Source organism: Rhodococcus sp. WWJCD1 (assembly GCF_002258735.1).
Taxonomy (GTDB): Bacteria; Actinomycetota; Actinomycetes; order Mycobacteriales; family Mycobacteriaceae; genus Rhodococcoides.
Genome location: NZ_NOXY01000022.1, coordinates 1 through 23,676, shown reverse-complemented (window position 1 = coordinate 23,676; position 23,676 = coordinate 1). Strand labels below are relative to the sequence as shown.

Annotated in this window: 21 protein-coding genes and 1 pseudogene; 13 read left to right on the top strand and 9 right to left on the bottom strand. The window is 61.1% G+C overall.

The window, feature by feature from the left end:
- Positions 1-20: 20 nt before the first annotated feature.
- From CH286_RS16280 to CH286_RS16255, 6 genes are all read right to left on the bottom strand, one after another.
- Positions 21-1,070: an oxidoreductase gene (locus CH286_RS16280; protein ID WP_094609778.1), complete on the bottom strand. Its 1,050-nt coding sequence runs from the start codon at positions 1,068-1,070 to the stop codon at positions 21-23.
- Between the two features lie 68 nt (positions 1,071-1,138).
- Complete coding sequence (locus CH286_RS16275; protein WP_094609760.1) at positions 1,139-1,429, bottom strand: YciI family protein; 291 nt, start codon at positions 1,427-1,429, stop codon at positions 1,139-1,141.
- 150 nt (positions 1,430-1,579) lie between these two features.
- Positions 1,580-3,160, bottom strand: a complete 1,581-nt coding sequence (locus tag CH286_RS16270) for an AMP-binding protein (protein WP_255182678.1) — start codon at positions 3,158-3,160, stop codon at positions 1,580-1,582.
- Between the two features lie 147 nt (positions 3,161-3,307).
- Positions 3,308-4,453, bottom strand: a complete 1,146-nt coding sequence (locus CH286_RS16265; protein WP_094609758.1) for an acyl-CoA dehydrogenase family protein — start codon at positions 4,451-4,453, stop codon at positions 3,308-3,310.
- A gap of 126 nt (positions 4,454-4,579) precedes the next feature.
- Positions 4,580-5,485 (bottom strand): alpha/beta hydrolase, encoded by a 906-nt coding sequence (locus CH286_RS16260; protein WP_094609757.1) that lies wholly within the window; start codon positions 5,483-5,485, stop codon positions 4,580-4,582.
- 30 nt (positions 5,486-5,515) lie between these two features.
- On the bottom strand, positions 5,516-7,195 hold the full coding sequence (locus CH286_RS16255) for a flavin-containing monooxygenase (protein ID WP_094609756.1): 1,680 nt from the start codon (positions 7,193-7,195) through the stop codon (positions 5,516-5,518).
- 299 nt (positions 7,196-7,494) lie between these two features.
- Between CH286_RS16255 and CH286_RS16250 the strand changes: the two genes are divergently transcribed.
- Positions 7,495-8,286: an SDR family NAD(P)-dependent oxidoreductase gene (locus CH286_RS16250; RefSeq protein ID WP_094609755.1), complete on the top strand. Its 792-nt coding sequence runs from the start codon at positions 7,495-7,497 to the stop codon at positions 8,284-8,286.
- A 44-nt stretch (positions 8,287-8,330) separates the two neighbouring features.
- On the opposite strand, the gene CH286_RS16245 is transcribed toward CH286_RS16250, so the two are convergent.
- Positions 8,331-9,011 (bottom strand): TetR/AcrR family transcriptional regulator, encoded by a 681-nt coding sequence (locus CH286_RS16245; RefSeq protein WP_255182677.1) that lies wholly within the window; start codon positions 9,009-9,011, stop codon positions 8,331-8,333.
- Positions 9,012-9,164: 153 nt separating this feature from the next.
- Between CH286_RS16245 and CH286_RS16240 the strand changes: the two are divergent.
- The 3 genes and pseudogenes from CH286_RS16240 to CH286_RS16230 form a co-directional block, all read left to right on the top strand.
- Positions 9,165-9,524, top strand: a pseudogene (locus tag CH286_RS16240) (SDR family NAD(P)-dependent oxidoreductase); the annotation flags it as partial.
- Positions 9,525-10,350: 826 nt separating this feature from the next.
- Positions 10,351-11,661, top strand: a complete 1,311-nt coding sequence (locus CH286_RS16235) for an MFS transporter (protein ID WP_255182676.1) — start codon at positions 10,351-10,353, stop codon at positions 11,659-11,661.
- A 63-nt stretch (positions 11,662-11,724) separates the two neighbouring features.
- The gene (locus tag CH286_RS16230) at positions 11,725-12,573 is read left to right on the top strand and encodes a 3-hydroxybutyryl-CoA dehydrogenase (RefSeq protein WP_255182675.1); all 849 of its coding nucleotides are present in this window, start codon (positions 11,725-11,727) and stop codon (positions 12,571-12,573) included.
- A gap of 182 nt (positions 12,574-12,755) precedes the next feature.
- Here CH286_RS16230 and CH286_RS16225 read toward each other — a convergent pair whose 3' ends face one another.
- Complete coding sequence (locus CH286_RS16225; protein WP_176458264.1) at positions 12,756-13,649, bottom strand: TIGR03619 family F420-dependent LLM class oxidoreductase; 894 nt, start codon at positions 13,647-13,649, stop codon at positions 12,756-12,758.
- A 554-nt stretch (positions 13,650-14,203) separates the two neighbouring features.
- Entirely contained in the window at positions 14,204-14,845 is a 642-nt protein-coding gene (locus tag CH286_RS16220; protein WP_094609749.1) for a TetR/AcrR family transcriptional regulator, read from the bottom strand.
- A gap of 115 nt (positions 14,846-14,960) precedes the next feature.
- Between CH286_RS16220 and CH286_RS16215 the strand changes: the two genes are divergently transcribed.
- From CH286_RS16215 to CH286_RS16175, 9 genes are all read left to right on the top strand, one after another.
- Positions 14,961-16,538, top strand: coding sequence for a carboxyl transferase domain-containing protein (locus tag CH286_RS16215; protein WP_094609748.1), 1,578 nt, complete (start codon positions 14,961-14,963; stop codon positions 16,536-16,538).
- A 5-nt stretch (positions 16,539-16,543) separates the two neighbouring features.
- Positions 16,544-18,550, top strand: a complete 2,007-nt coding sequence (locus tag CH286_RS16210) for an acetyl-CoA carboxylase biotin carboxylase subunit (RefSeq protein WP_094609777.1) — start codon at positions 16,544-16,546, stop codon at positions 18,548-18,550.
- Positions 18,547-19,713: an acyl-CoA dehydrogenase family protein gene (locus tag CH286_RS16205; RefSeq protein ID WP_094609747.1), complete on the top strand. Its 1,167-nt coding sequence runs from the start codon at positions 18,547-18,549 to the stop codon at positions 19,711-19,713. Before CH286_RS16210 ends, CH286_RS16205 begins: the two co-directional genes overlap by 4 nt.
- A complete protein-coding gene (locus CH286_RS16200; protein ID WP_217902932.1) occupies positions 19,710-20,195 on the top strand; it encodes a MaoC family dehydratase in 486 nt (161 codons plus the stop codon). Before CH286_RS16205 ends, CH286_RS16200 begins: the two co-directional genes overlap by 4 nt.
- The gene (locus CH286_RS16195) at positions 20,192-21,052 is read left to right on the top strand and encodes an HpcH/HpaI aldolase/citrate lyase family protein (protein ID WP_094609746.1); all 861 of its coding nucleotides are present in this window, start codon (positions 20,192-20,194) and stop codon (positions 21,050-21,052) included. Before CH286_RS16200 ends, CH286_RS16195 begins: the two co-directional genes overlap by 4 nt.
- Positions 21,045-21,443: a carboxymuconolactone decarboxylase family protein gene (locus tag CH286_RS16190; protein WP_094609745.1), complete on the top strand. Its 399-nt coding sequence runs from the start codon at positions 21,045-21,047 to the stop codon at positions 21,441-21,443. Before CH286_RS16195 ends, CH286_RS16190 begins: the two co-directional genes overlap by 8 nt.
- A gap of 136 nt (positions 21,444-21,579) precedes the next feature.
- Complete coding sequence (locus CH286_RS16185) at positions 21,580-21,996, top strand: WhiB family transcriptional regulator (protein ID WP_369597541.1); 417 nt, start codon at positions 21,580-21,582, stop codon at positions 21,994-21,996.
- 148 nt (positions 21,997-22,144) lie between these two features.
- Positions 22,145-23,347: an acetyl-CoA C-acetyltransferase gene (locus CH286_RS16180; protein WP_094609744.1), complete on the top strand. Its 1,203-nt coding sequence runs from the start codon at positions 22,145-22,147 to the stop codon at positions 23,345-23,347.
- Between the two features lie 44 nt (positions 23,348-23,391).
- A partial coding sequence (locus tag CH286_RS16175) for an acetyl-coenzyme A synthetase N-terminal domain-containing protein (RefSeq protein WP_303396149.1) occupies positions 23,392-23,676 on the top strand: 285 nt, incomplete at its 3' end.

The following is a 23,676-nucleotide window of genomic DNA, read 5'->3' as shown; positions in this document are numbered from 1 at the left end:
GTCCCCTTCTCAGCGATCACTCAACGACGGGGATAGTCGACATACCCCTCGGGACCACCGACGTAAAAAGTTTGGGGCCGTGGAACATTCAACGCACATCCGTCGCGCCACCGCTCGACGAGGTCGGGATTCGCGATCGCAGCTCGGCCGACAGCGACTGCGTCGGCACCCGCGTCGCGAAGCATGGCCGAGGCATCGGATTGCGTTGTGATGGAGGCGAATCCAGTGTTCAGAACAAGTGGCCCTGCGAAACGGCGACGAAGTTCCTGGACCAAGCTTCCCTCTGGACTATCGTGCAAAATCGACAGATATGCCAGGTCGCCTCGATTCACGTGATCGACGAGAGTGCCGTACGTTGCCACCACGTCGGCCGGATCCGTCTCGAGCGTTCCCTGTACGTCGTGCCCTGGTGAGATTCGCAGCCCCACCCGGCCCGAGCCGATTGCACATCCGACGGCGTCGATCACCTCTTCGACCAGTCTGGCTCGATTTCGAGGTGTGCCGCCGTACCGGTCTGTGCGCTGGTTGGAGTTCGGTGCAAGGAACTGGTGAAGCAGATATCCGTTTGCTGCGTGGATTTCGACGCCGTCCATACCTGCGGCCACGGCCCGCTCAGCCGCCCTGGCAAACTGATGGGCGACATCCCCAGCCGACGCCGTTGTCAGTGCGGTAGGTATCGGAAAGCGTTCTTTGCCCGCCTCGGTTCGCGCGGTGCCAGGGGCTGCAATCGCGCTCGGTGCCAGCACTTCGCGGCCTCCCGTTATGCCCGGATGGGTGAGACGGCCCGCGTGCATCAATTGCACCACGATCTTTCCACCAGCAGCGTGGACGGCCGCAGCAACTCGAGCCCAGGCGGCCTGATGCGCATCGTCGACCAACCCTGGTTGCCCCAAGTAGCCGCGCGAAGCCTCGGTGAAAAACGTTCCCTCCGACACGATCAGACCCATAGAGGCGCGCTGGGCGTAGTACCGCGCAACAATTTCGCCAGGCGTGCCATCCGGTTCAGCGCGCAGCCGCGTCAATGGAGCCATGATCACGCGGTTGCTCACGGGGATCTCACCGAACATCATCGGCCGGAGAAGACCGTTCAAAGCGTCGGACACGACTGTATTCACCGTGCTGCCTTCGGGAACCCGGCTCATTTTTCCTCGAGCGCGTTGATCGAAGTCATCGACACGTCGAACGGAAGCATCACGTACTCGTCGACAAGCCCTACCCGAACGAAGGGGTCTTGCTGCATCAGCGTGCGGAGGTCATCTTCGGAGACCCCGCGGGCGAGGACCACTCCGCCGATCGAGGATTGGCGGGCCCCCGCTGCGACAAACGTTCCGTCGTCGAATCCCTGCTTGATGAAGGCGAGGTGTTCTGCAACAAGGCCCTTGTCTTCGTCGGCAAGAGGACGCGAATACGTACTGTGGGCAACAATCATGAGCGACCTTTCGTCGCGCCGGCTCGCCGGCGCACTGAGTGCTGTACGTGGTTGCGTTGAGACGACATCGGCCCAACATGGAGGCCGGGCGTCGGTTGACCCGACGCCCGGCGCACCCACGATCTCTCGGGGAACTGATTCAGTGTCCGATCAGATGCGAAAGCTGTCGCGCAGCACAGCTTTTTGAATCTTGCCTGTGGCCGTTTTCGGAAGCCCCGACACCACATCGATCCGCTTGGGGACCTGGAATCCCGCGAGGTGTTGCTTGCAATGGGCCAGCAAGCGAACGGCAAGCGCCTCGGCGTCGATGTTGGGATCGACCGGCACGACGACGCCGGTAACAGACTCGCCCCATCGGTCGTCAGGGACGCCGATCACTGCTGCTTCGAGGACGTCGTGGCAGCTCAGCAGCACACGTTCCACCTCGACTGAGGACACATTCTCGCCGCCGGTCTTGACGATGTCTTTGACACGATCGGTAAACCAGATCACGCCTTCTTCATCGACATGCCCGAGGTCGCCACTGTGGAACCATCCGTGCTCGAAGGCCGCAGCGTTTGCGGACGCATTGTTCCAGTAACCCGACATGACATGCGGGCCTCGGTAGACGATTTCACCGGTTTCGCCCGCTGGGAGAAGTTGGCCGGACTGGTCCATGATCTGCGCATCGACTGTGACAACCGGTGGACCCCACGACGCAGACTTCGTCTTCTGGTGCGATGGGAACTGAAACACAGTGGCCGGGACGACCTCTGTTTGGCCCGAGCCCAACAGAATTTTCGCGTTGGGAAACGCCGAGGCGATCAGGCCGATGCGCTCCTCCGGCATCGGCGCCATGGCATAGATACACATCCGAACCGAGGACAGATTTCGAGTCGCCAGACTCGGCGAGTCGAGCACGGCGCTGAACATGGTGGGCAGCAGCATGACGTGTGTAGCGGCACGGCTCTCGGCTAGATCCAAGAAGGACTCCGCCTCGAAACCTGCGGGGAGGAGGACGGTTCCACCGGTCAGCAGAATCGGCAACGTCAAAGTATCCAGTGCCGTTGTGTGGAACAGCGGCAATACGACGGGGAAAACGCTGAACTCGTCGCCGCGGCGATGCTCGAGTTGTAGAGCGTTACTCATCAGCGCAACGTACACGGACACATGGCTCGTCAGTACGCCTTTGGGGCGTGCCGTTGTTCCCGAGGTGTACAGGCAATGCATCGTGTCGCGGTCGTCGACAACGACTTCGAGCGGACTCGGGTCGGCCGCGACGTCGTCCCATCGAACGACCTCGCGACCACAGATGGTGGCTGGAACCTCGTCACCGATAAGCACAATTCGCGTGACCGCAGGCACGGACGGCAGCGCTGCCTCCAACAGAGGAACGTACGCCGAATCGACAACCACCGTAGTGGTGCCCGAGTCCTTCAGAATCCACGCGACGTCGTCGGTCGAGAGCATGAGATTCATCGGCAACGCAACAATTCCGGCCTTTGCGCAGCCGAAGAAGCTGGCAAGGAAGCGCCAGGAGTTGCCGAGCAGAAAGGCTACTGGCTCTTGGCGACGAACACCGGACTCGAGGAGTCCGCGCCCGAACGCCTCGGCCGCGCTGTCGAGTTGGGAGTACGTCACTTCCTCGCGGGAATCGGCGACCGCCGTTCGATGCCCGAACAAGCGGGCACTACGGGTCAGGAGGTCGCCGACCGACATCCGAGTTGCAAGGTTGAGCTCCAACTGACTCACCTGAGTAACATCAGGACGCACGAGTATCGCCTCCGGTCTGAACTGTGTTCGCCTGCTTCATCATTCCACTCATGTCTACGAAGTTACGGATTTTGGTTCGATTATCGGCCGGGCCCGCCAGCAAAGTCGGGCTTGCCGAATCACTGGTCACGCAAGCAGTCCGTCCCTGCGGGCGAGCACCTGCAACATGACCTCGTCAGCGCCTCCTCCGATGGAATGGAGACGACTGTCACGTAGGAATCGAGCGGTCCACGTCTCCTCCATATATCCCATGCCGCCATGGAACTGAAGGCATTCGTCGGCAACTTCCCGAGCTAGACGCCCAGCCATGAGTTTGGCTACAGTCGCTTGTCGGATGATGTCCTCGCCGGCCATATGTGCGTCGGCCGATTGGTAGTTGTGCGATTGCAGCAGATCGACTTTCGCGGCGAGTTCCGTGAGTCGAAACGCGATGTACTGGTTGTCGGAAAGGGACTTGCCGAACGCTTTGCGCTCCCGAACGAATTCACGAGTTCGTTCCAGCGCCCATTGGCAGGCCCCCACCACTCCGTATGCGCCGAACATCCGCTCGATCACGAACTGCGACATTTGCTGCTGGAACCCCCGCCCGATTTCACCAATTGTGTTGGACACCGGAACGCGGACGTTCTCGAAGTACAGCTCAGCGGTGTCGGAAGAGCGATTCCCCAACTTGTCCAGCTTCTTGGAGACAGAGAAGCCCGGTGACTTCGTTTCGACGATGATCTGACTCATGCCTCGATAGCCGCCCTCATCGGAGGTACGGGCAAGCAGGCACAGCCAGTCTGCTTGGGTTCCGTTGGTGATGTATAGCTTGCTGCCGTTGATGATCCAGTCGTCGCCGTCGCGAACTGCGCGAGTGCGGATGCCTGCGACATCGGAACCAGCGCCCGCTTCGGTTACTGCGACAGAACAGACCTGCGTCCCAGCAATAGCCGGGGCGAGATACCGCCGCTTGAGTTCGTCGGTACCGAACTCGGCGAGAGAGGGTGTCGCCATCATGGCCTGCACCCCGATGGCAAGGGGCACACCGGCTGCGCCGGCTCGGTAGAGCTCCTCGCACAGGACAACTGTGAAGGAGTGGTCAGCGCCCTGGCCGCCGTACTCCGGGTCGTACTCGAGGCCCAGCAGACCGAGGTCACCGAGCTTCGGGAACAGCTCGTGGGCTGGGAAGGCGCCCGCCTTCTCCCACTCGTCGAGATGGGGTACGATATCCCGTTCGACGACATCACGGACCAACTTGCGGAACGCGTCGTGCTCAGTAGTGAATTGCATAGTGATCCCTCAGTGTTTCGAATGTGAGCTGTGGATGTATGGGTGACGCGGACCCATCAAGACGGTCGAGCTGCCAGGTCAGCCACGAAAGCGGTGACACCCACAGATGTGGGTGTCACCGAGAGCTCATCGACCGAATCGGGCCTTGAGCCATTCCCCGGCATTGCCGATGGTCTCGTCCGCTTCTTTGGATCGGCCGGCCATGAAGACGTAGACGTGTTGCTGGCCTGGCGATTCCTCCAGTGTCGCTTCGACACCCGCTGTGCGCGCCTGCTCGACAATGCGCTGCGCATTGTCCAACAGCGTTTCCGCGTCGCCCACGGACGCGAACAGAGGAGGCAGGCCCGCCAAGTCGGCGTACAGGGGGTTCGCCAAAGCAGTGTTCGGCTTGGTTTCGCCCAGGTACATACCGGCCATCATCCCGCTCACTTCCGGCGAGATCAGCGCGTCGTTGTCGGCATTTGTTTTCATCGTCTCACCGGTGACTTCCATGTCCAGCCACGGTGAGAATGCAACGATCGCTGCCGGGAGCGGCTCTCCTAGTTCCCGCAGACGAAGCGCCGTACTGATCGATAGGTTACCCCCAGCCGAATCCCCCGCCACGGCAGTCGATTCCGGTGAGTACCCCTGATCGCGCAACCAACGGTGCACGATGATCAGATCCTCGATCTGCGCCGGGAACGGATTTTCGGGAGCCAATCGGTAGTCCGGCACGATCGCTCTGGATCCAGCCGCTTTGGCAAGGTGGGCGGCAAGCTTACGGTGACTTGCCGAGGAGCCGGTCACGCACCCACCACCGTGTGCGTACACGATCACACGATCTGTTTGTGCACCCGAGGGTGTAATCATTACGGCATGTACGCCGCCGGCGTCGACGTCCTCGTAGGTGACGTCGGTGGGCTCGGTTGCGAGTACCGCCAGACCTTCGAGCATGTCCCTCATGGTGGGAAGATCCATCGGCGGCTCGGCACCCATCCGAACCCCCATCTCGGTGTAGAGGTCGAAGAGCGCGTTCGGTTGAGCTGTTCCCATAGTGATGTCTCCTTCGGTGACGGGTCGGACTCAGTTGCTGACAGCGACAGATTGGGCAGGACTGAAGACGTACGAGTCATAGCCACCACTTGCGACTTGTTGGCACGCTTCACGGAAGGCACCGACTCCGCCGAAGTAGAAGAGTGCGGCTCGTGGCTTACCGGGAATGTTGTCGCCGAGGAACCATGAGTTCGGCCCCTGAGACAGGACGGTGGCGTCGACGATGGCATTGACGGTCTGACGCCAGATTTCCATGGACTCCCCTGTCGGCTCCATGGTCGCGACGTTCTTGTCACGCATGAACCGGATTGCATCTCCGATCCACTCCACGACGCCGTCGATGACGACGGGGATGTTCGCGAACGGCGTCTGGGGACCGCCGATCATGAACATGTTGGGGAATCCCTCGACACCGATTCCGAGCTGGGTGCGGGGGCCGTCGGTCCACGCATCGGCCAGTGTTCGCCCGTCTCGTCCGCGGATGTCCAGGCCTCGATAGCTGCCGGTCACTGCGTCGAATCCAGTGGCGAAGACGATAATGTCGACTTCGTACTCGCGGTCGCCGACCTTGACACCCTTTTCTGTGATTCCAGAGATCGCTGTCTCGCTCACGTCGATGAGGGTGACGTTCTCGCGGTTGAAAGTCTCGTAGTAGAAGTGTCCCAACGGAGGGCGCTTGCCGGCGATGGGGTAGTTCTCCGGGCACAGTAGGTCCGCAGTCTTGGGATCTGTGACGATGGATCGGATCTTGTCGCGAACGAAATCTGCGACGACCTGATTCGACTTCGGGTCAACCAGGATGTCGTCGAAGGTTTCGAAGATGAAGTGAAAGCCGCCGATTTCCCAGCCCCACTCGAGTATTTTCTGGGCTTCCTCTGGGGTGACGTCATTGATTGTCCGACCCGCCATGTCCATGGGAAAGCCGAAGAAGTGCAGTCGGCTCTTCTCCCAGATACTGTCGTAATTCGCCCGGATGCCCTGCCGTTCTTCAGATGTCAGAGTGTAGTTCCGTGCTGGAAGTACGAAGTTGGGTGTGCGCTGAAAGACGGTCACCTCGGACGCGGTGTGCGAGATGATGGGAATGAGCTGCACGCCGGTGGCACCGGTACCGATGACTGCGACCCGCTTGCCTGCGAAGTCGACACCCTCGTGGGGCCAGCGTCCGGTTACGTGCCACTCCCCGCGGAAGTCGTCCAGGCCGGCGAAGTCCGGCTTGTAGGGCACCGATAGTGGACCGGCGGCCGGTACGAAATACGTGCACCGGAACGTGTCACCGGTATCCGTGCGGACGATCCACTCGCTGCTCTGCTCGTCGTACTCGGCTGACGTCACTCGGGTCTCGAACTGAATATTTCGGCGCATGTCGAGGCGGTCGGCGACAAAGTTCAGATAACCGAGCGCCTCGGATTGCGTCGGGAATCGTTCGGTCCAGTCCCATTCGTCCTGGATCTCCGGGAACGGGAAGGCATAGACCCAGCTTTCGCTGTCGGTGCGGGCACCGGGGTAGCGGTTCCAGAACCACGTGCCACCCACATTGTCGGCTGCCTCGATGACGATTGACGACAGGCCGAGCTCACGCATCTCGTGCAGGGCGCGCAGCCCTCCGAACCCCGCGCCGACGATGACGGCGTCGACCGTTGTCTCAGCGCCGTTCGACGTTCGATCGCCGCTTACTGAACCCGCTGGTCTCGTCCCATTGTCCACAGTCATGGCTGGTCGCTCCTGTTCTGCCGCGCACATCGAGGCGCTGGCCGGTGGTAAATCGGGTGTCACCGATCTCGCCGATCACTGATCGACCTTGGCGGTGACGACCATCACATCGCATCACTAACATGACTTGTTTGTCAACACCCCTGCCTACATTCACTGTGTCAATGGCGACTAAATCTCCACGTTAAGGCTGATATCCCTGCCGCAGAGGTAGTTCCGCACCGACCAACTATTGACTGTAATGTCGACTATGCGATTGGCTGTATGCAGCTGCCCCGAACACACCTTGGAGATGCCGGATGCCCACAGAGCCTCACCCGACCCCCCTGACCGGCAAATCCGTCATCATCACCGGTGCTGCCGGGGGGATCGGCCGAGCGTTGGCAGTAAGGCTCGCTGCCGCTGGTGCCAACATCACCGTCAACGACCTCGACGATGCAGGCGCACAAACAGTTGCGCGCGAGGTAAGTGGGATCGCAGTAACGGCCGACTGCGCGTCGAAGGACGGGATCGCCGCCCTGATAGCCGGCGCGACTTTGGAATACGGTCAGGTCGACGTCTTCATCGCCAACGCCGGAGTTTCAGGCGTCGGCGATATCGATGCTTCTGATGAAGACTGGCAACTGGCACTGGATGTCAATGTGATGGCACACGTTCGAGCTGCTCGACTACTCGTCCCCTTGTGGATCGGCAATGGAGGCGGCCGGTTTGTCATAACTGCCTCGGCCGCCGGGTTACTCACCATGCCGGGGGCGGCACCCTACGCTGCATCGAAGCACGCCGCGGTCGCGTTCGCCGAGTGGTTGTCCATGACGTACCGACACCGCGGCATCGTGGTGCAAGCAATCTGCCCACAAGCGGTGCGAACCCAAATGCTGGGAGGACTGGGCGCACTCGCGGAGGTCGCTGAACGCACCGGCACACTCAGCCCGGAAGAGGTCGCCGAGCAGGCGTTTCAAGGGATCCTGGATGACCGATTCCTAATCCTGCCCCACCCCGACGTGCACCGCTTCTACATGAACCGTGCGACCGACACCGACCGCTGGCTCGGTGCCATGAATTCACTAGTGCACTCGGTCCCTGACAGCTGACCACTCGACCGTCGAGCGCCAGACCATCTGGGTCGAAACACGTGTCAGTCGCGCGAATCAGGATCGAGCCCGATCCCGCGTGCCCACAGCCGTGTGAGCGTATCCACGGTCAGCTCATCGACAAACGAATCGCCGAACAGAAAGGCATGGCGCGCAGCCTGTTCCGCCATTCCGCCCAAGCTTGCAGCGGCCCGTTCTGCGTCCAGCTTCGGGTCGGCGAGCCCCTGCTCTTGCAGACGCCGGATGCCGGTCGTGATTCGATCCACGAAAACCGCACGTATCTGCGCCAGCAAGTCGTGGAAGTAGGGATCGCGAAACGACGCCTCTTCGATGGCTCTGAGAACACCGGCGTTACGCGCGTAGGAGGCGAAGTATCGAGTGTTCGCCGCTCGGATGCGTTCGACCGGCGATCCGCCGTCACCCAAGCCCGATCGCGTCGCCTGAAAAAGATCCCCCATCGCTGCATTGACGACCTCGCGAAAAATCGCATGCTTCGAGTCGAAGTACGTGTAGAAGGAGCCGTGGGACATAGCCGCACGCCGTGGAATGTCGGCGATCTTGGTGGAGTGAAAGCCCTGTTCCTCGAATACTTCGCGAGCTGCGTGCACTAATGCGTTGCGTGTGCGTCGACCGCGGGGAGTGGTCGGCTGGGCCGATGCAGTGTCCGGTGGCAGAACAGAAGGCTCCGCGGCGGGGCGCGGAGAGTTCGGTAAAGGAGTGACCACACTCCCAGGTTCGCACACCACAGCCGTTCGAGGCACCCCGGCACCTCCGCTGCCCACGACTGCGGCTGCACCTTCTGTCTCAACGGGCCATCAAAACGGTTGCTTCCGACACGCTCGCCGCTCGATCGGGGGCGATAGACAAACACCGGTTCCCGTGCCGGACTGATCGGCTTCGAAAACATGTCTGCGTACACCAGCACCACAGCCGAAATCGAAGGTCTCGCGATGACTGCTGCGATCGAAAACGGCAAACGCGACATTCGCGTCAATGCCCTTCACCCCGGTGTGGTTCACACCCATGCTGAAAGAACCGATGGATTCGAGCAAAGATCTCAATCAAGCACTGAACGATGCGGTCGGTTTCAATCCATTCCGCGCATGGGAGAGACCCAGGAGGTCTCGGAGGTTATCTCGTTTCTCCTGAGCGACAAAGCCAGCTTCGGGACCGGCGTCAGCTTGCCGGTGGACGGTGGACGGTGGACCGATCCTGGGCAAGCCACGGCGCTCGCGTAGCAGCCCCGTCATAGTTAGTCCAGACCATCCGTCGACGCCATCGTAAATTGACGATGGCCGACGACGAATTTTCGGCGCGGTCGCTACCTCTATTTCTGCTCCCCGACCGCAAACCACGGGTTCTAGTTTCGACTCATCAGTCAAAACCACAGCTCAGCTCTGAGCCTCCGAGACTTACCGTCGCCCTTTGCATGACAGCCCCACGCCTAGAACACAACCGATCGCAGCCGTACTCCACAAACATCCGATACGGGTCGTACTACTGGTCGTTCCCAAATATGTTCAGCAACAGTCTATTCAACGACACCGGGGCAGGCGCTCGAGTGCGCGTGCTTTGAAGATTTCTTCGACGGCGATAGCGCATGTCAACCCGATTGGACCGGAACAGTTCGCTGACTCGGATCTATGGACACCAGGCACTTCGCCCACTACTTGACAGACCCACCCTATTGACTTAAATGTCAAGTAAAGCTACTTTACACTCCGACGCAGATCAGGCTGATCTCGTCGTACAGCGACGACTACGAATTTGCCGACTGCCTGCCCGACAGGGGCCGCGCTCTCGGCCTGCCGCCCCTGGTTCGCCGACCTCAGCGGAAGTCGCGGAGATCTGTGCTCACAACCTGCTGCGCACGCCCTATGCGTCTCCTGACCCAAGGGCATCAGTTCAGTCCAACGCTCCTTCATCGAGTTCCTCAGGCAGAAAGTCGAGCCGGGTATGGCTACCACGGAGTACACACTCACAGAACGATTGAACCGCATTCCAGTCCTCACGAAGCGCCACAAGATATGGGGCGCAGTCGTTGCCGGCCTGCTGGTGTTCGAAATGGCTGATCTGAACGCCTTTGCCTACGTCGCCCCGACGCTACGTGAGCAATGGGGGCTGTCCGTCGATGTCGTCGCATTCATCAGCGCAAGTGCCTTTCTCGGAATGTCGCTGGGCGCAGTGGTCGGCGGAATTCTCGCTGATCGCTTCGGCCGCAAACGCCTGTTGGTGTGGGGAACGGTTTTTTACTCGGTCCTGTCGATTCTGTCCGCGACATCCGGCGGCCCCATGCAACTTGCGGCATACAGATTCTTCATCGGAGCGGGCCTCTATGCCGTGACAGTTGCGGCACTGACCTACGTTGCCGAGATGTTCCCCCGCAATTACCGCGGGAAAGTGCAATCATTGTTGCTGGCCGTCGCACTACTGGGCATCCCGTTGATGTCCTGGCTGAGTCGCTGGGTTGTACCGATGGGCGACAACGGATGGCGCTTGGTGTTCGTCGCCGGCGGCAGTGGACTGATCGTCGCGCTGGTTGCCACACGACTGTTGCCGGAGTCGGTTCGATGGATCGAGCAGAATCCCGGGGTCACGGTCGACGCGCGAAGTGCAGAGATCGTCGACGCCATCGAACGCCAGTCGGTGCACATCACAGGTGCCGAACTTCCCGCTCCGGTCACCGCGCAGGCAGTTCCAGCCGGTACCGCCCGCGACTTGGTGCGCAGTGGCTATCTCAAGCGGGCGGTCGTCATGTCTCTGACGCTTGCCTTCGCGACATCTGCGTTCTACGGCTACAACTCGTGGATGCCAATCCTTCTCACCGAGCATGGATTCAGCACAAGCAGCAGCTTGACCTACACGTCGATACTCGCGATCGCGGCCTGCCCTGGAGCGCTACTCGCGTTTCTGTTCATCGAGCGCGTCGAACGTCGTACCGCCATCATGGTCATCTATCTGTTGACGGCGCTACTGCTGGTCGTGTTCGGCACCACCGATTCCAACGTGGTCTTCACGGTGTCCGGAGTCGCTATCAGCCTGCTGCTCTACTGCAACACCGCGGTCATCTACACATACATCCCGGAAATTTTCCCAACTCATCTGCGCGCGTTGGGAACTGGAATTCCCAGTAGCGTGGGACGACTTGCGACAGTCATCTGCATGTTCGCAATCGGCGCAATCCTCGGCCAATTGGGCTTCACGTCCGTGTTCATATTCTTGGCAGCAGCGTCCGGCCTCGCCGCAGTGACCATAGGGGTTTTCGGTGAACGCACCAAAGGACGGACACTCGAGGACATCGCCGCGATCGACGGCGTCTCGACGGTGCCTTCGACACCGGTCCGATCCGCACCGACTCACGAAGCCGAGGCCTGACTCCGCGCACAGACACGTGCGCTACAGACCTACTTCGATTGCTGCTGACAGAAGGAGTACCCGGTGGAGACCAAAGTTGGAGTCGTTGGCGGCGGTTCAATGGGAGCCGGCATTGCCGAGGTCGTGGCACGCGCCGGCGACCCTGTCCTGATCCTCGAACGCGACGAAATAGCAGTTACTGCTGCTGCCGCGAGGATAAACAGTTCGCTTCTTCGCGCCGTCCACGGAGGAAAGCTCACGCAAAAAGCTTGCGACGACGCACGGAGTCTGATCACCACTACGCTCTCGGTCGACGACTTCGTCGACCGGGAGCTGGTCATCGAAGCGCTTCCAGAGATCGAAGAAATGAAGTCGGAGCTCTTCCGTAGACTTGACGCTGTCGTTTCGCCCACGGCTGTTTTGGCTTCCAACACCTCTTCCATTCCGATCAACCGTCTCGCGAATGCGACTGCGCACCCGGAACGCGTCGTTGGCATGCACTTCTTCAATCCGGTTCCCGTGATGGCTTTGGTCGAGATAGTGGTCGGACTGCGAACTTCGGAATCAGTGGCTAGCTACGTCACGAACTACGTAGCCGAACGCTTGTCCAAAGACCCGATCCGCTCGGGCGACCGTGCGGGATTCATTGTCAACACACTACTGGTCCCCTACCTCGTTTCTGCCATTCGGATGCTCGAGTCCGGCTTCGCCCGGGCCGAGGATATCGATTCAGGAATGGTGGCAGGATGCGGACATCCGATGGGACCGTTGAAGCTTTGCGACACAGTTGGTTTGGACGTGATCCTGGCTGTGACGGACTCGCTGTACGACGAGTTCAGAGAGTCGCAATACGTACCGCCGCCGCTGCTGCGCCGCATGGTCGAAGCCGGACGTTTGGGACGCAAGACTGGACGTGGTTTCTACACCTACTGATTGCCCATTCACCGTCGTCGGACCCCGATGCCGTTTGGAGCTCAACGACGTCGATGATCGGTATCCGCATACTCGCAACCGGTGCGCTCGACCTGGCCATCGCTGAATCAGATGGCCAGGTTGGCTCGATACCGATGTTTGAGCGCGCTGCACTCGGTGCCTGACGCCGAGACGGTCGGTCCTCAGGACTTCGCAGCAGCAGTCGAGAGCAAACCGAACTCGTCGGCCAGGGATTGCATCTCGGCCAACAGGTCCTCCAGCGGGACGTCCTGAAGCCAGACGACCACACGCTCTGCGCCAGCACGGTGAAGGGCCTCGACCTCGCTGCGAGACCGCCATTGCCCCTGCAGTCCGAACACCGTCACACTCAGATCTTCGCGGCGTCGTCCGACCTGGTCCGCGGCTGCGTGCATTTGCTGAACTCCCTCGGCAAGCTCCTCCGCAGACTGGACGATCGGGATCCAGCCGTCACCCCACTCGGCGATGCGGCGGAACACTTTCGGTGATCCCATCGAAGCCAGTAGAACCGGAGGGTGTGGTTTGCTCAATGGTTTCGGGAATGATCGAACTGGCGGAAAATCAACGTACTCCCCATGGAACTCCGATGGGTCGGTCGTCCACAGAGCTTTCATAGCGGCGACGTGTTCGGTGACCTGGGTCCATCGCCGTTTCCAATCACCACCCATGACAACACATTCCGTCTCGTTCCAACCTGTGCCGACTCCGAGTAGGAGCCGACCGCCGCTTATGTTGTCGAGTGTTCCGATCTGCGAGCCAGCAAGAATAGCCCCTCGTTCGGCAGGAAGAAGCACTCCCGTTCCTAATTTGATCGTACTGGTGGCAGCGGACGCACGAGCCAGGCAGATCAGCGGGTCAGACTCTCTCATTACCAGCGACGGAGGTTCGTTGGCCCCTTCCTCCCACCGTCCGGGATAGTTCAAGAGGTTCTCGTCGACTGGGACAACTGGATGGTCACCCAGCCAGTAGGAATCGAACCCCAATTCTTCGGCGCGCCTTGCTACCACTGCTGGATCGTGGTCGTGATCGGCTGGGACCTGGATGATTCCGATCTTCATGCTTCTCCTGAACATTGGAGGAAGCGGTCTGAGTGTGACCGCCAACACATGACATCACCGTGTGACTTGATAGTCAAGTGTACTTTCGTTGCCAGTTACACTATCGGTGAGGCGAATCGGGGAGTCCGAGCGCCAGATAAGGCCAATTCAAATTGACATGCATGTCACCTCGAGTCCTTGGTCCGTCAGTCGCTGACGCGTTGGCGATGATGGCCGAAATGTCGACGCACCGAGCGCTATGACCTTCAAAAGGTGGTGCATCGAGCCATTGACTACCCACGAGGAGGGGAACTCCACCATGCGTGTGAGGCTGTCGGCGGATGATCGTGAACCCGCAGAGCGTCGCGCGGCAGACATCCGATCGGAAGATCGCGAGTTGCCAGATCGCACACCGCTGCCAGCGTCGCGTGCTCGCTCGAGTGATTATGGTTGAGGGTGGGTACGCGGAGGTCGCGATGTCGCGAATCATCGCTCCGTGAAGACCTTTTCGATCGAAACACTGCAAAGCCGCTCGGGAACCAGATGCAGGTCGCGGACCGGGAAGACACGCCAGTTCATCTTTCGGCGGTACTCAACCCGAGTGATCCCATTGCCATCACCCGCAGTAGAGATTTCGTATTCTTCGACGGAGTGTTGCCTGCGCTGTATGGAGTCGAGTTGATCAATCCGAACACCGCATGGGCCTTAGTTCTGGCATCCGACTCGCTCGTTCTGGGTTCTGCGGCACACAAGCTCGAAACCCACAGCTCTACGTACTCCCGCTGCATGCGGCGAATTCGTCTTTGCGCAGATTCCGGTGCGTTGTACAGGTCGCGATCCTGAATGCGAATGAGGGCGGGTGATCCTAGAGCGAAGTCGATGTGAAAATCGATCAGCTCCGCCAGGATGATTCTATTGGTGACCACGTCAGCAGCGGTGTGACGCGCCACCACGTCACGGCCCCCGCCCAGGAGGTATTCCGAGATGTCGACCAGCAGTTCGACGAGAACTGCTTCCTTGTTCGGGAAATGTCGATACACGGCAGGGCCGCTTACTCCCGCGGCAGAACCGAGATCTTCGAGTCTGACGGACGCGAATCCCCGCGCGGCGAACAACGATGCCGCGGCGGACAAGAGCTGTGACCGTCTTTCGGCTTTGCGCTGCTCGCGCAGCGTCGTCGGTTTGGGTTCGGTGTGGTGCGTCGGTTGCGTTGTCATCGCATCATTTCTGCTCAGCCACTGGACAGTTCAGTTAATCGTAGTTTACTATACGATTAGTTACATGCGATTAACTGAAATCACCTGGTTTGACGACGACTGAGGCGCGCACCATATGGCAATCGAACTGACCGCCAACAGAACCGAGCACGAACTGCTGAGCAAGCAGCTCGCCGAACGAATCGCCCGAGCCGCGCTCGGTGGAAACAAGAAATCGCGCGAGCGTCATGTGGCTCGCGGAAAACTGCTGCCCCGCGATCGGGTGAACGAGCTCCTCGATCCCGGTAGCCCGTTCCTCGAGATCTCACCGTTGGCCGCCAATGGTCTCTACGACGACGAGTGCCCCGGTGCCGGTGTGATCGCCGGTATCGGCCGCGTCTCGGGGCGCGAATGCGTCATCGTCGCCAACGACGCCACCGTCAAAGGCGGCACCTACTACCCGATGACGGTCAAGAAACACCTCCGCGCTCAAGAAATCGCCCTGCAGAACACCCTCCCGTGCATCTACCTCGTCGACTCCGGTGGCGCATTCCTCCCGCGTCAGGACGAGGTGTTTCCCGACCGCGACCACTTCGGCCGCATCTTCTTCAACCAAGCGACCATGAGCGCCAAAGGAATTGCACAGATCGCGGCGGTGATGGGTTCGTGCACCGCGGGCGGTGCCTATGTACCGGCGATGAGCGACGAAGCGATCATCGTCAAGAACCAAGGAACAATTTTCCTCGGCGGACCCCCGCTGGTGAAAGCCGCCACGGGTGAGATCGTCACGGCCGAGGAACTCGGCGGTGGAGACTTGCACTCGAAGATCTCCGGCGTCACCGACCATCTCGCCGACGACGACCGCGACGCACTGAAGCGAGTCCGCGCCATCATCTCCACGCTCGGCCCGCGCACCCCGGTCCCGTGGGACATCCTCCCCACGCGTGAACCCATTGCCGCTCAGACCGAGCTGTACGACGTCGTTCCCACCGACCCACGAACCCCATACGATGCGCGAGAGGTCATCACCCGCGTCGTCGACGCGGGTCGATTCGACGAGTTCAAGGCCGACTACGGCAAGACACTCGTCACCGGATTCGCCCACATCCACGGCCACCCCGTCGGAATCATCGCCAACAACGGCGTTCTGTTCGCCGAGTCGGCCATGAAAGGTGCCCACTTCATCGAGCTGTGCGACAAGCGCAGCATCCCCTTGGTGTTCCTGCAGAACCTGTCCGGCTTCATGGTCGGCCGTGACTACGAGGCAGGCGGTATCGCCAAACACGGTGCCAAGATGGTGACGGCCGTGGCCTGCGCGCGGGTTCCCAAGATCACCGTCGTCATCGGCGGTTCCTACGGTGCGGGCAACTACTCCATGTGCGGGCGGGCCTATTCACCACGCTTCTTGTTCATGTGGCCCAACGCGCGCATCTCGGTGATGGGCGGCGAGCAGGCAGCGTCCGTCCTTGCCACAGTCCGGGGCGACCAACTGGATGCGTCGGGTAAGCCGTGGTCGGAAGAAGACCAGGAGAAGTTCAAAGCTCCCATCCGCCAGCAATACGAAGATCAGGGCAATCCCTACTATTCGACGGCCCGGCTCTGGGACGACGGCATCATCGATCCGGCCGACACTCGGCAAGTTCTCGGGCTCGCTCTCTCGGCGTGCGCCAATGCGCCGCTCGAAGCGGTCTCCTACGGCGTTTTCAGGATGTGAGTGATATGACCACCAGCACGAGGCAGATCGATACGGTCCTGATCGCCAACCGCGGCGAGATCGCTGTACGAGTAGCGCGTACGTTGCGCCGCATGGGTATTCGGTCCGTCGCGGTGTACAGCGACGCCGACGCAGGTGCCCGCCACGTTGCCGAAGCCGACACCGCCGTGCGCATCGGACCTGCAAGCGCACGCGAGAGCTACCTTGTCATCGACAAGGTGATCGACGCAGCGAAACGTACCGGCGCACAGGCCATTCACCCGGGTTACGGCTTCTTGTCCGAAAATGCCGATTTCGCCTCTGCGTGCGCAGCCGCCGATATCGCATTCCTCGGACCGCCGGCCCGAGCAATCGAGGTGATGGGCGACAAGATCACCGCCAAGGCCGCGGTCAGCGCCTTCGGTGTCCCCGTCGTACCCGGTATCTCTCGACCCGGCTTAACCGATCACGACCTCATCATCGGAGCCGAGGATGTCGGATTCCCGGTATTGGTCAAACCTTCGGCCGGAGGCGGCGGCAAAGGCATGCGCCTGGTTGAACGCACCGAAGATCTACCCGCAGCGCTGGCCAGCGCGCGACGGGAAGCAGCATCCTCCTTCGGCGACGACACCCTCTTCCTCGAACGCTTCGTGTTGCGGCCCCGCCACATCGAGGTACAGATCCTCGCCGATCAACACGGCAACGTCATCCATCTCGGTGAACGCGAGTGCAGTCTGCAGCGCCGACATCAGAAGGTCATCGAAGAAGCGCCGTCCCCTCTACTCGACGAGGCAACCAGGGCACGTATCGGCGAGGCCGCCTGCAACACTGCCCGCAGTGTCGACTACACCGGTGCCGGGACGGTGGAGTTCATCGTTTCGGCCGACCATCCCGACGACTTCTTCTTCATGGAAATGAATACTCGTCTGCAGGTCGAACACCCGGTCACCGAACTTGTCACCGGCCTCGACCTCGTCGAGTGGCAGGTCCGGATCGCCGCCGGTGAAGCATTGACGATCACGCAGGACGACATCACCTTGACCGGGCACGCAATCGAAACGCGTGTTTACGCCGAGGATCCTGGCCGCGGATTCCTCCCCACGGGAGGCACCGTCGTCGGGCTACGCGAACCCGCCGGCGAGAACGTGCGCATCGACTCCGGGCTTGCTGTCGGCACCGAAGTCGGCAGCAACTACGACCCGATGCTCTCGAAGGTCATCGCCTACGGACCCGACCGTCCCAGCGCCCTCCGCACACTCGACCGAGCGTTGTCGGAGACCGCGGTCCTCGGTGTCGTCACCAACATCGAATTCGCACGATTCTTGCTCGCGGACAACGATGTTCGCGCCGGCAAGCTCGACACCGGACTGCTCGACCGCCGCGTCGAGGATTTTATCGCAGCTCCCGTCACCGACGAAGCACTGATTGCTGCTGCCGCAGTGGATTGGCTACAGCTCTGGCGCACCGCAGGCGATGACATCTGGGCATCGCCGTCGGGATGGCGAGTCGGGGCACACACGCCGTTCGTCCTCCGCCTCGTAGTCGGCGACAGAGCCGCGCACGTGTCCATCTCCGGCACACCGGACTCGGCGAAGGTCGCCATCGACGACTACCCTCCCAAGTCGCTGCACGCGGAGTCCACCGCCGACATCGTGAACGTTGTTATCGACGGCCGCCGAGAATCCCTCACGTTCGCACGAGACGGGGCCTCGACCTGGGTATCGAGTTCCCGCGGAACGTGGCAACTTCGCGCCGTCGCCGAACCCAGTGTCCGCGAACAGGACGCGCACTCCGGCGATGCCGAAATTCTCTCACCGATGCCCGGTTCGATCATTGCAGTTGCGGTGGAATCCGGAGACACCGTCACGGCGGGCACCGCGATCGTCGTGGTCGAGGCCATGAAGATGGAACACACACTCACCACTCCGATCGACGGCACCGTCGAACTGACTGTTGCAGTGGGAGATCAGGTCCGCGTCGACCAGCTCCTCGCCCGAATCGTTCCCACCGACACCGAAGAGGACCCATCATGACCGATCATCTGTCGTCGTCGAATCTGCCCGACGAGTACCAGCAACTGGTGAAGTCCGTCGCCGACTTCACCCGGACGGTCGTGGCCCCGGTCTCGGCGAAACACGATGCCGAGCACTCTTTCCCGTACGAGGTCGTCGCCGGGATGGCCGAGATGGGCCTGTTCGGTCTGCCCTTCCCCGAGGAATACGGCGGCATGGGCGGCGACTACTTCGCCCTGTGCCTGGCCCTCGAGGAGCTCGGCAAGGTCGACCAGAGCGTCGCAATGACACTCGAAGCCGGCGTCTCCCTCGGCGCCATGCCCGTCTACCGCTTCGGCAACGACGCACAGAAGCAGCAGTGGCTGCCCAAACTCACCGCAGGCAAGGCCCTGGCCGCGTTCGGTCTGACCGAGCCCGGTGCCGGCAGCGACGCGGGCGGCACCAAGACCACCGCCAAGCGTGACGGCAACGACTGGATCATCAACGGCAGCAAGCAGTTCATCACCAACTCCGGCACCGACATCACCGAGCTCGTCACCGTCACCGCGGTGACGGGAGTCGACGAGGCGACCGGACGCAAGCAGATCTCCTCGATCCTCGTTCCCACCGACACCCCCGGCTTCGTCGCCGAACCGGCCTACAACAAGGTCGGCTGGAACGCCTCCGACACACACCCGCTCAGCTTCACCGATGTACGAGTCCCGCAGGAAAATTTGCTCGGCCAGGAGGGCCGCGGGTACGCGAACTTCCTGCACATCCTCGACGAGGGCCGCATCGCGATCGCCGCAGTATCGGTCGGTGCCGCTCAAGGCTGCGTCGACGAGAGCGTCAAATATGCCAAGGAACGCGAGGCGTTCGGTGCCCCGATCGCCCGCAACCAGGCGATCTCGTTCAAGATCGCCCGCATGGAGGCCCGCGCACACACCGCTCGAACCGCGTACTACGACGCGGCAGCACTGATGTTGGCGGGCAAGCCGTTCAAGAAGGCCGCGTCCATCGCCAAGCTCGTCGCCTCCGAGGCCGCAATGGACAACGCCCGCGACGCGACGCAGATCCACGGCGGATACGGCTTCATGAACGAGTACGTCGTCGCACGGCACTACCGCGACAGCAAAATCCTCGAAATCGGCGAAGGCACCACCGAGGTTCAGCTGATGCTGATCGCGCGGAGCCTGGGACTGTGAGCGACAAGCGGATTCGCCAACGCGGCCTGTGGTTCGAGGAGATGGAACTCGGCACAATCTACGAACACCGGCCGGGACGCACGATCACCGAGGCCGACAACACCCTGTTCACGACGCAGACGATGAACACGCAAGCACTGCATCTCGACGCGGCGTTCAGCGAGTCGACGCCGTTCGGGCAGCGCCTGGTGAACTCGATGTTCACGGTCTCCACTGTCGTGGGCTTGTCGGTCGCCCAACTGACGCAGGGAACTATCGTCGCGAACCTCGGTTTCTCGGAGGTGTCGTTCCCCAAACCGCTGTTCCACGGCGACACCCTCTACGCCGAGACCGCGATCACCGACAAACGTGAATCCAAGTCCCGACCCGGCGAAGGCATCGTGACCTTCACCCACACCGGACGAAACCAGCACGGAGACATCGTCGCCGTGGCTGTCCGCAAAACCCTTGTACGATTGCGGCCCACTGAGGAACCGTCATGACGTGGTCTTCGCCTGGGCCTGCCTGGTTGTTTTGCCCGGCAGATCGACCGGAACGGTTCGCCAAGGCCGCCGCTCGCGCGGACGTTGTCATCCTCGACCTCGAAGACGGTGTGGCACCAGCAGACAAGGCCGCAGCACGAGAAGCCCTCATCTCCACACCGTTGGACCCCGCCACCACAGTCGTCAGAATCAATCCCCAGGGAAGCGCGGACTGGTCAGCCGATCTCGCTGCACTCGATCGTACTGACTACCAAATCGTAATGCTCCCCAAATGCGAGGGCCCACAACAAATCGCAGCGCTCGCTCCGCGCCTCGTGATTGCGCTGATCGAATCGCCTCTCGGTGCGATAAACAGCTACGTTGCGCTGGGTGCCAACAACGCCGTCGGAGCGATGTGGGGTGCCGAAGACCTCGTCGCGGCGCTTGGTGGTAACTCCAGTAGGTTCAACTACGGCGGTTACCGCGACGTCGCACAGCATGTTCGATCGCAAACACTCTTGGCGGCAAAAGCACAGGGCGTTTTCGCGCTGGACTCGGTGTTTCTCGACATAGGCGACCTGGCAGGCGTACGCGACGAGGCCGACGACGCTGTCGCAGTCGGGTTCGACGGCAAAGTAGCGATCCATCCCACCCAGGTTGGCGTGATTCGTGAGGCCTATGCCCCGGCCGAGACGGAAATCGATTGGGCGGGGCGTGTGCTCGCCGCGGCGGAGACCAATCGCGGTGTCTTCTCCTTCGAGGGGCACATGGTCGATGCCCCAGTCATCCAACACGCTCGTCGCATACTCGCGCGGGTACGTGAGGGAGACGTTCGACGGGCGGATCAGTCGCTGTCACCGGGGGCCGTAGATGCGTGATGACGCACCGACGCCTGGGCTCGCGCAAGGGATAGCTGTTCGATCGGCCGTTATGGGTGTCGACTTCGTTCAGGGTGCCTTCGACCGCGCCCGAGGAACCGACTCGGAAGACATACAAAGTTTTGTCACAGAACATATCTGGGGCGCTTTGTGGTCGCGGCCGCAACTGGACAGAGCCCAAAGAAGTTTGGTCACTATTGGAATGCTGACCGCTCTGCGCAGCCACGACGAACTTCGAGGACACGTTCGGGGGGCGCTCACCAACGGTCTGTCTCGTGAACAAATCGCCGAGGCAATTCTCCACGCCGTGGGTTACTGCGGGGCACCCGCTGCACTTGCCGCTATGCGGGTAGTCCAACAAGTCTTCGACGAGTCGAACAACGCAGATTGACTACGGTCCAACACGTTTGCAGGAACCATCGCGTCGTACAAGGCCGTCAACAGCCGACAGTGGTAGCTCACTCTGATGGAGAAAACAGGAAACCAATGACCCACGGTAGCCACACCCGGTGGCGCACTGCTGGGCGATGCCCAGATCGATTAGTAGGCGTATTGAAATGAGTCGACACGAGCACAGCCAACCGTATCCTCGAACACTTCCCGCACCCGTGACGTTGTCGCCTGAACTGGTCGACGGGATCATGCGTCGATACCGAACCGGCACAGCGATTCTTGCGGTGCCGACCGAGGAGGTGTGGGCCTGGCAGAGGAGTGGGAACTGCCATGGTTACGCCTCCTCGGTCTTCTTTCCGTCGGAGTCACTACGTGGTCCCCAGCGGCATCGAGCGGAAACGGAAGCCAAGCGCATCTGCTCGAACTGTCCAGTTCGTGTCGAATGCGCCAACTATGCACTCGCCCATCACGAACCTCACGGAATCTGGGGAGGAACGACGCCGAAAGAACGAGCGCTCATTGCGTGGGAACTGAACGGCTCTGTGAGATGAACCGGACGTGCACGTCGACCGACTTGTTCCGAAAGAGTCCGCTTTCATTTCCATCGCAAATAACACGCCCGCACCAACATTCGCCAAATAATTCGACTTCGGTGACAGATGTCTGTCGCCCGCCAACGAATGAAAAGGACTCAACAGCATGAGCGACCCCATCTCGTCCGTGATCGTGGCCGGAGCCCGAACCCCAGTCGGCAAATTGTCCGGTGCGTTGAAGAGTTTTTCCGGTTCTGACCTGGGTGGAATCGCGATCAAAGGTGCGCTGGACAAGTCCGGTGTCGCCCCCGAGCTCGTCGAATACGTCATCATGGGTCAGGTTCTCACCGCTGGTGCCGGTCAGATACCCGCACGTCAGGCCGCAGTCTCCGCAGGCATTCCGATGCATGTGCCGGCCTTGTCGATCAACAAGGTGTGCCTGTCCGGCATCGACGCGATCGCGTTGGCAGATCAGATGATTCGTGCGGGAGAGTTCGAAGTGATTGTCGCCGGCGGTCAGGAGTCGATGACGCAGGCTCCACACATGCTCGAGAAGTCCCGCGCAGGATACAAATACGGCGATGTCACCATGCGCGATCATCTCGCGTACGACGGGTTGTACGACATTTTTACCAATCAGGCGATGGGCGGGCTCACCGAAGCCTGCAATGAAGGCGCAGGCGCAAACACCCGTGAAGAGCAAGACGCATTCGCCGCGGCATCACATCAACGTGCGGCTGCGGCGTGGAAAAACAACATCTTCGACGGCGAGGTTGTACCGGTGTCGATCCCACAGCGTAAAGGCGACCCAATCGTGGTTACTCAGGACGAGGGCATCCGCGCCGACACCACCACCGACTCACTCGCCAAGTTGCGGCCGGCGTTCGCCAAGACCGGCACCATCACAGCAGGAAACGCCTCCACGATCAACGATGGTGCGGCCGCCGTTGTCGTGATGAGCAAAGCAAAGGCCGAGGCCCTCGGGCTCGAGTGGATCGCGGAAATCGGTGCCCACGGTGTCGTGGCCGGTCCTGATTCATCTCTGCAGTCTCAGCCGGCGCGCGCAATCGACAAGGCGTGTGCGAAGGAGGGGATCGATCCCAAGGATCTGGACCTGATCGAGATCAATGAGGCGTTCGCTGCCGTTGGTATCGCCTCCGCGCGTGAGCTCGGTATCGACGCAAGCAAAGTGAACGTCAACGGTGGTGCCATTGCGATAGGTCATCCGCTGGGAATGTCCGGAGCTCGAATCGCACTACACCTGGCGCTCGAACTGCGACGTCGTGGCGGCGGCATCGGTGCCGCTGCCTTGTGCGGCGGCGGCGGACAAGGCGACGCCCTCATCATCCGCGTGCCGAGACGGCGATGAGCAGCGGTAGGAACGCCTCGACACCTCATCCGAAAGCAGCGAAAATGCCCTTTTTCCCTGACGTCTACGCACCCTCGGCCGAGTTCACGGCTCAGGCGAACGCTCAGGCGGATCTCTACGCCGCCGCGGAGAAGGATCGACTCGGGTTCTGGGCCGAACAAGCCCGCCGGCTCCACTGGCACACCCCGTTCACCGAAGTGCTCGACTGGTCCGACGCCCCCGTCGCCAAATGGTTCGCCGACGGCGAGCTCAACGTCGCCTACAACTGCGTCGACCGCCACGTCCTCGACGGCCACGGCGACCAGGTCGCCATCCACTGGGAAGGCGAA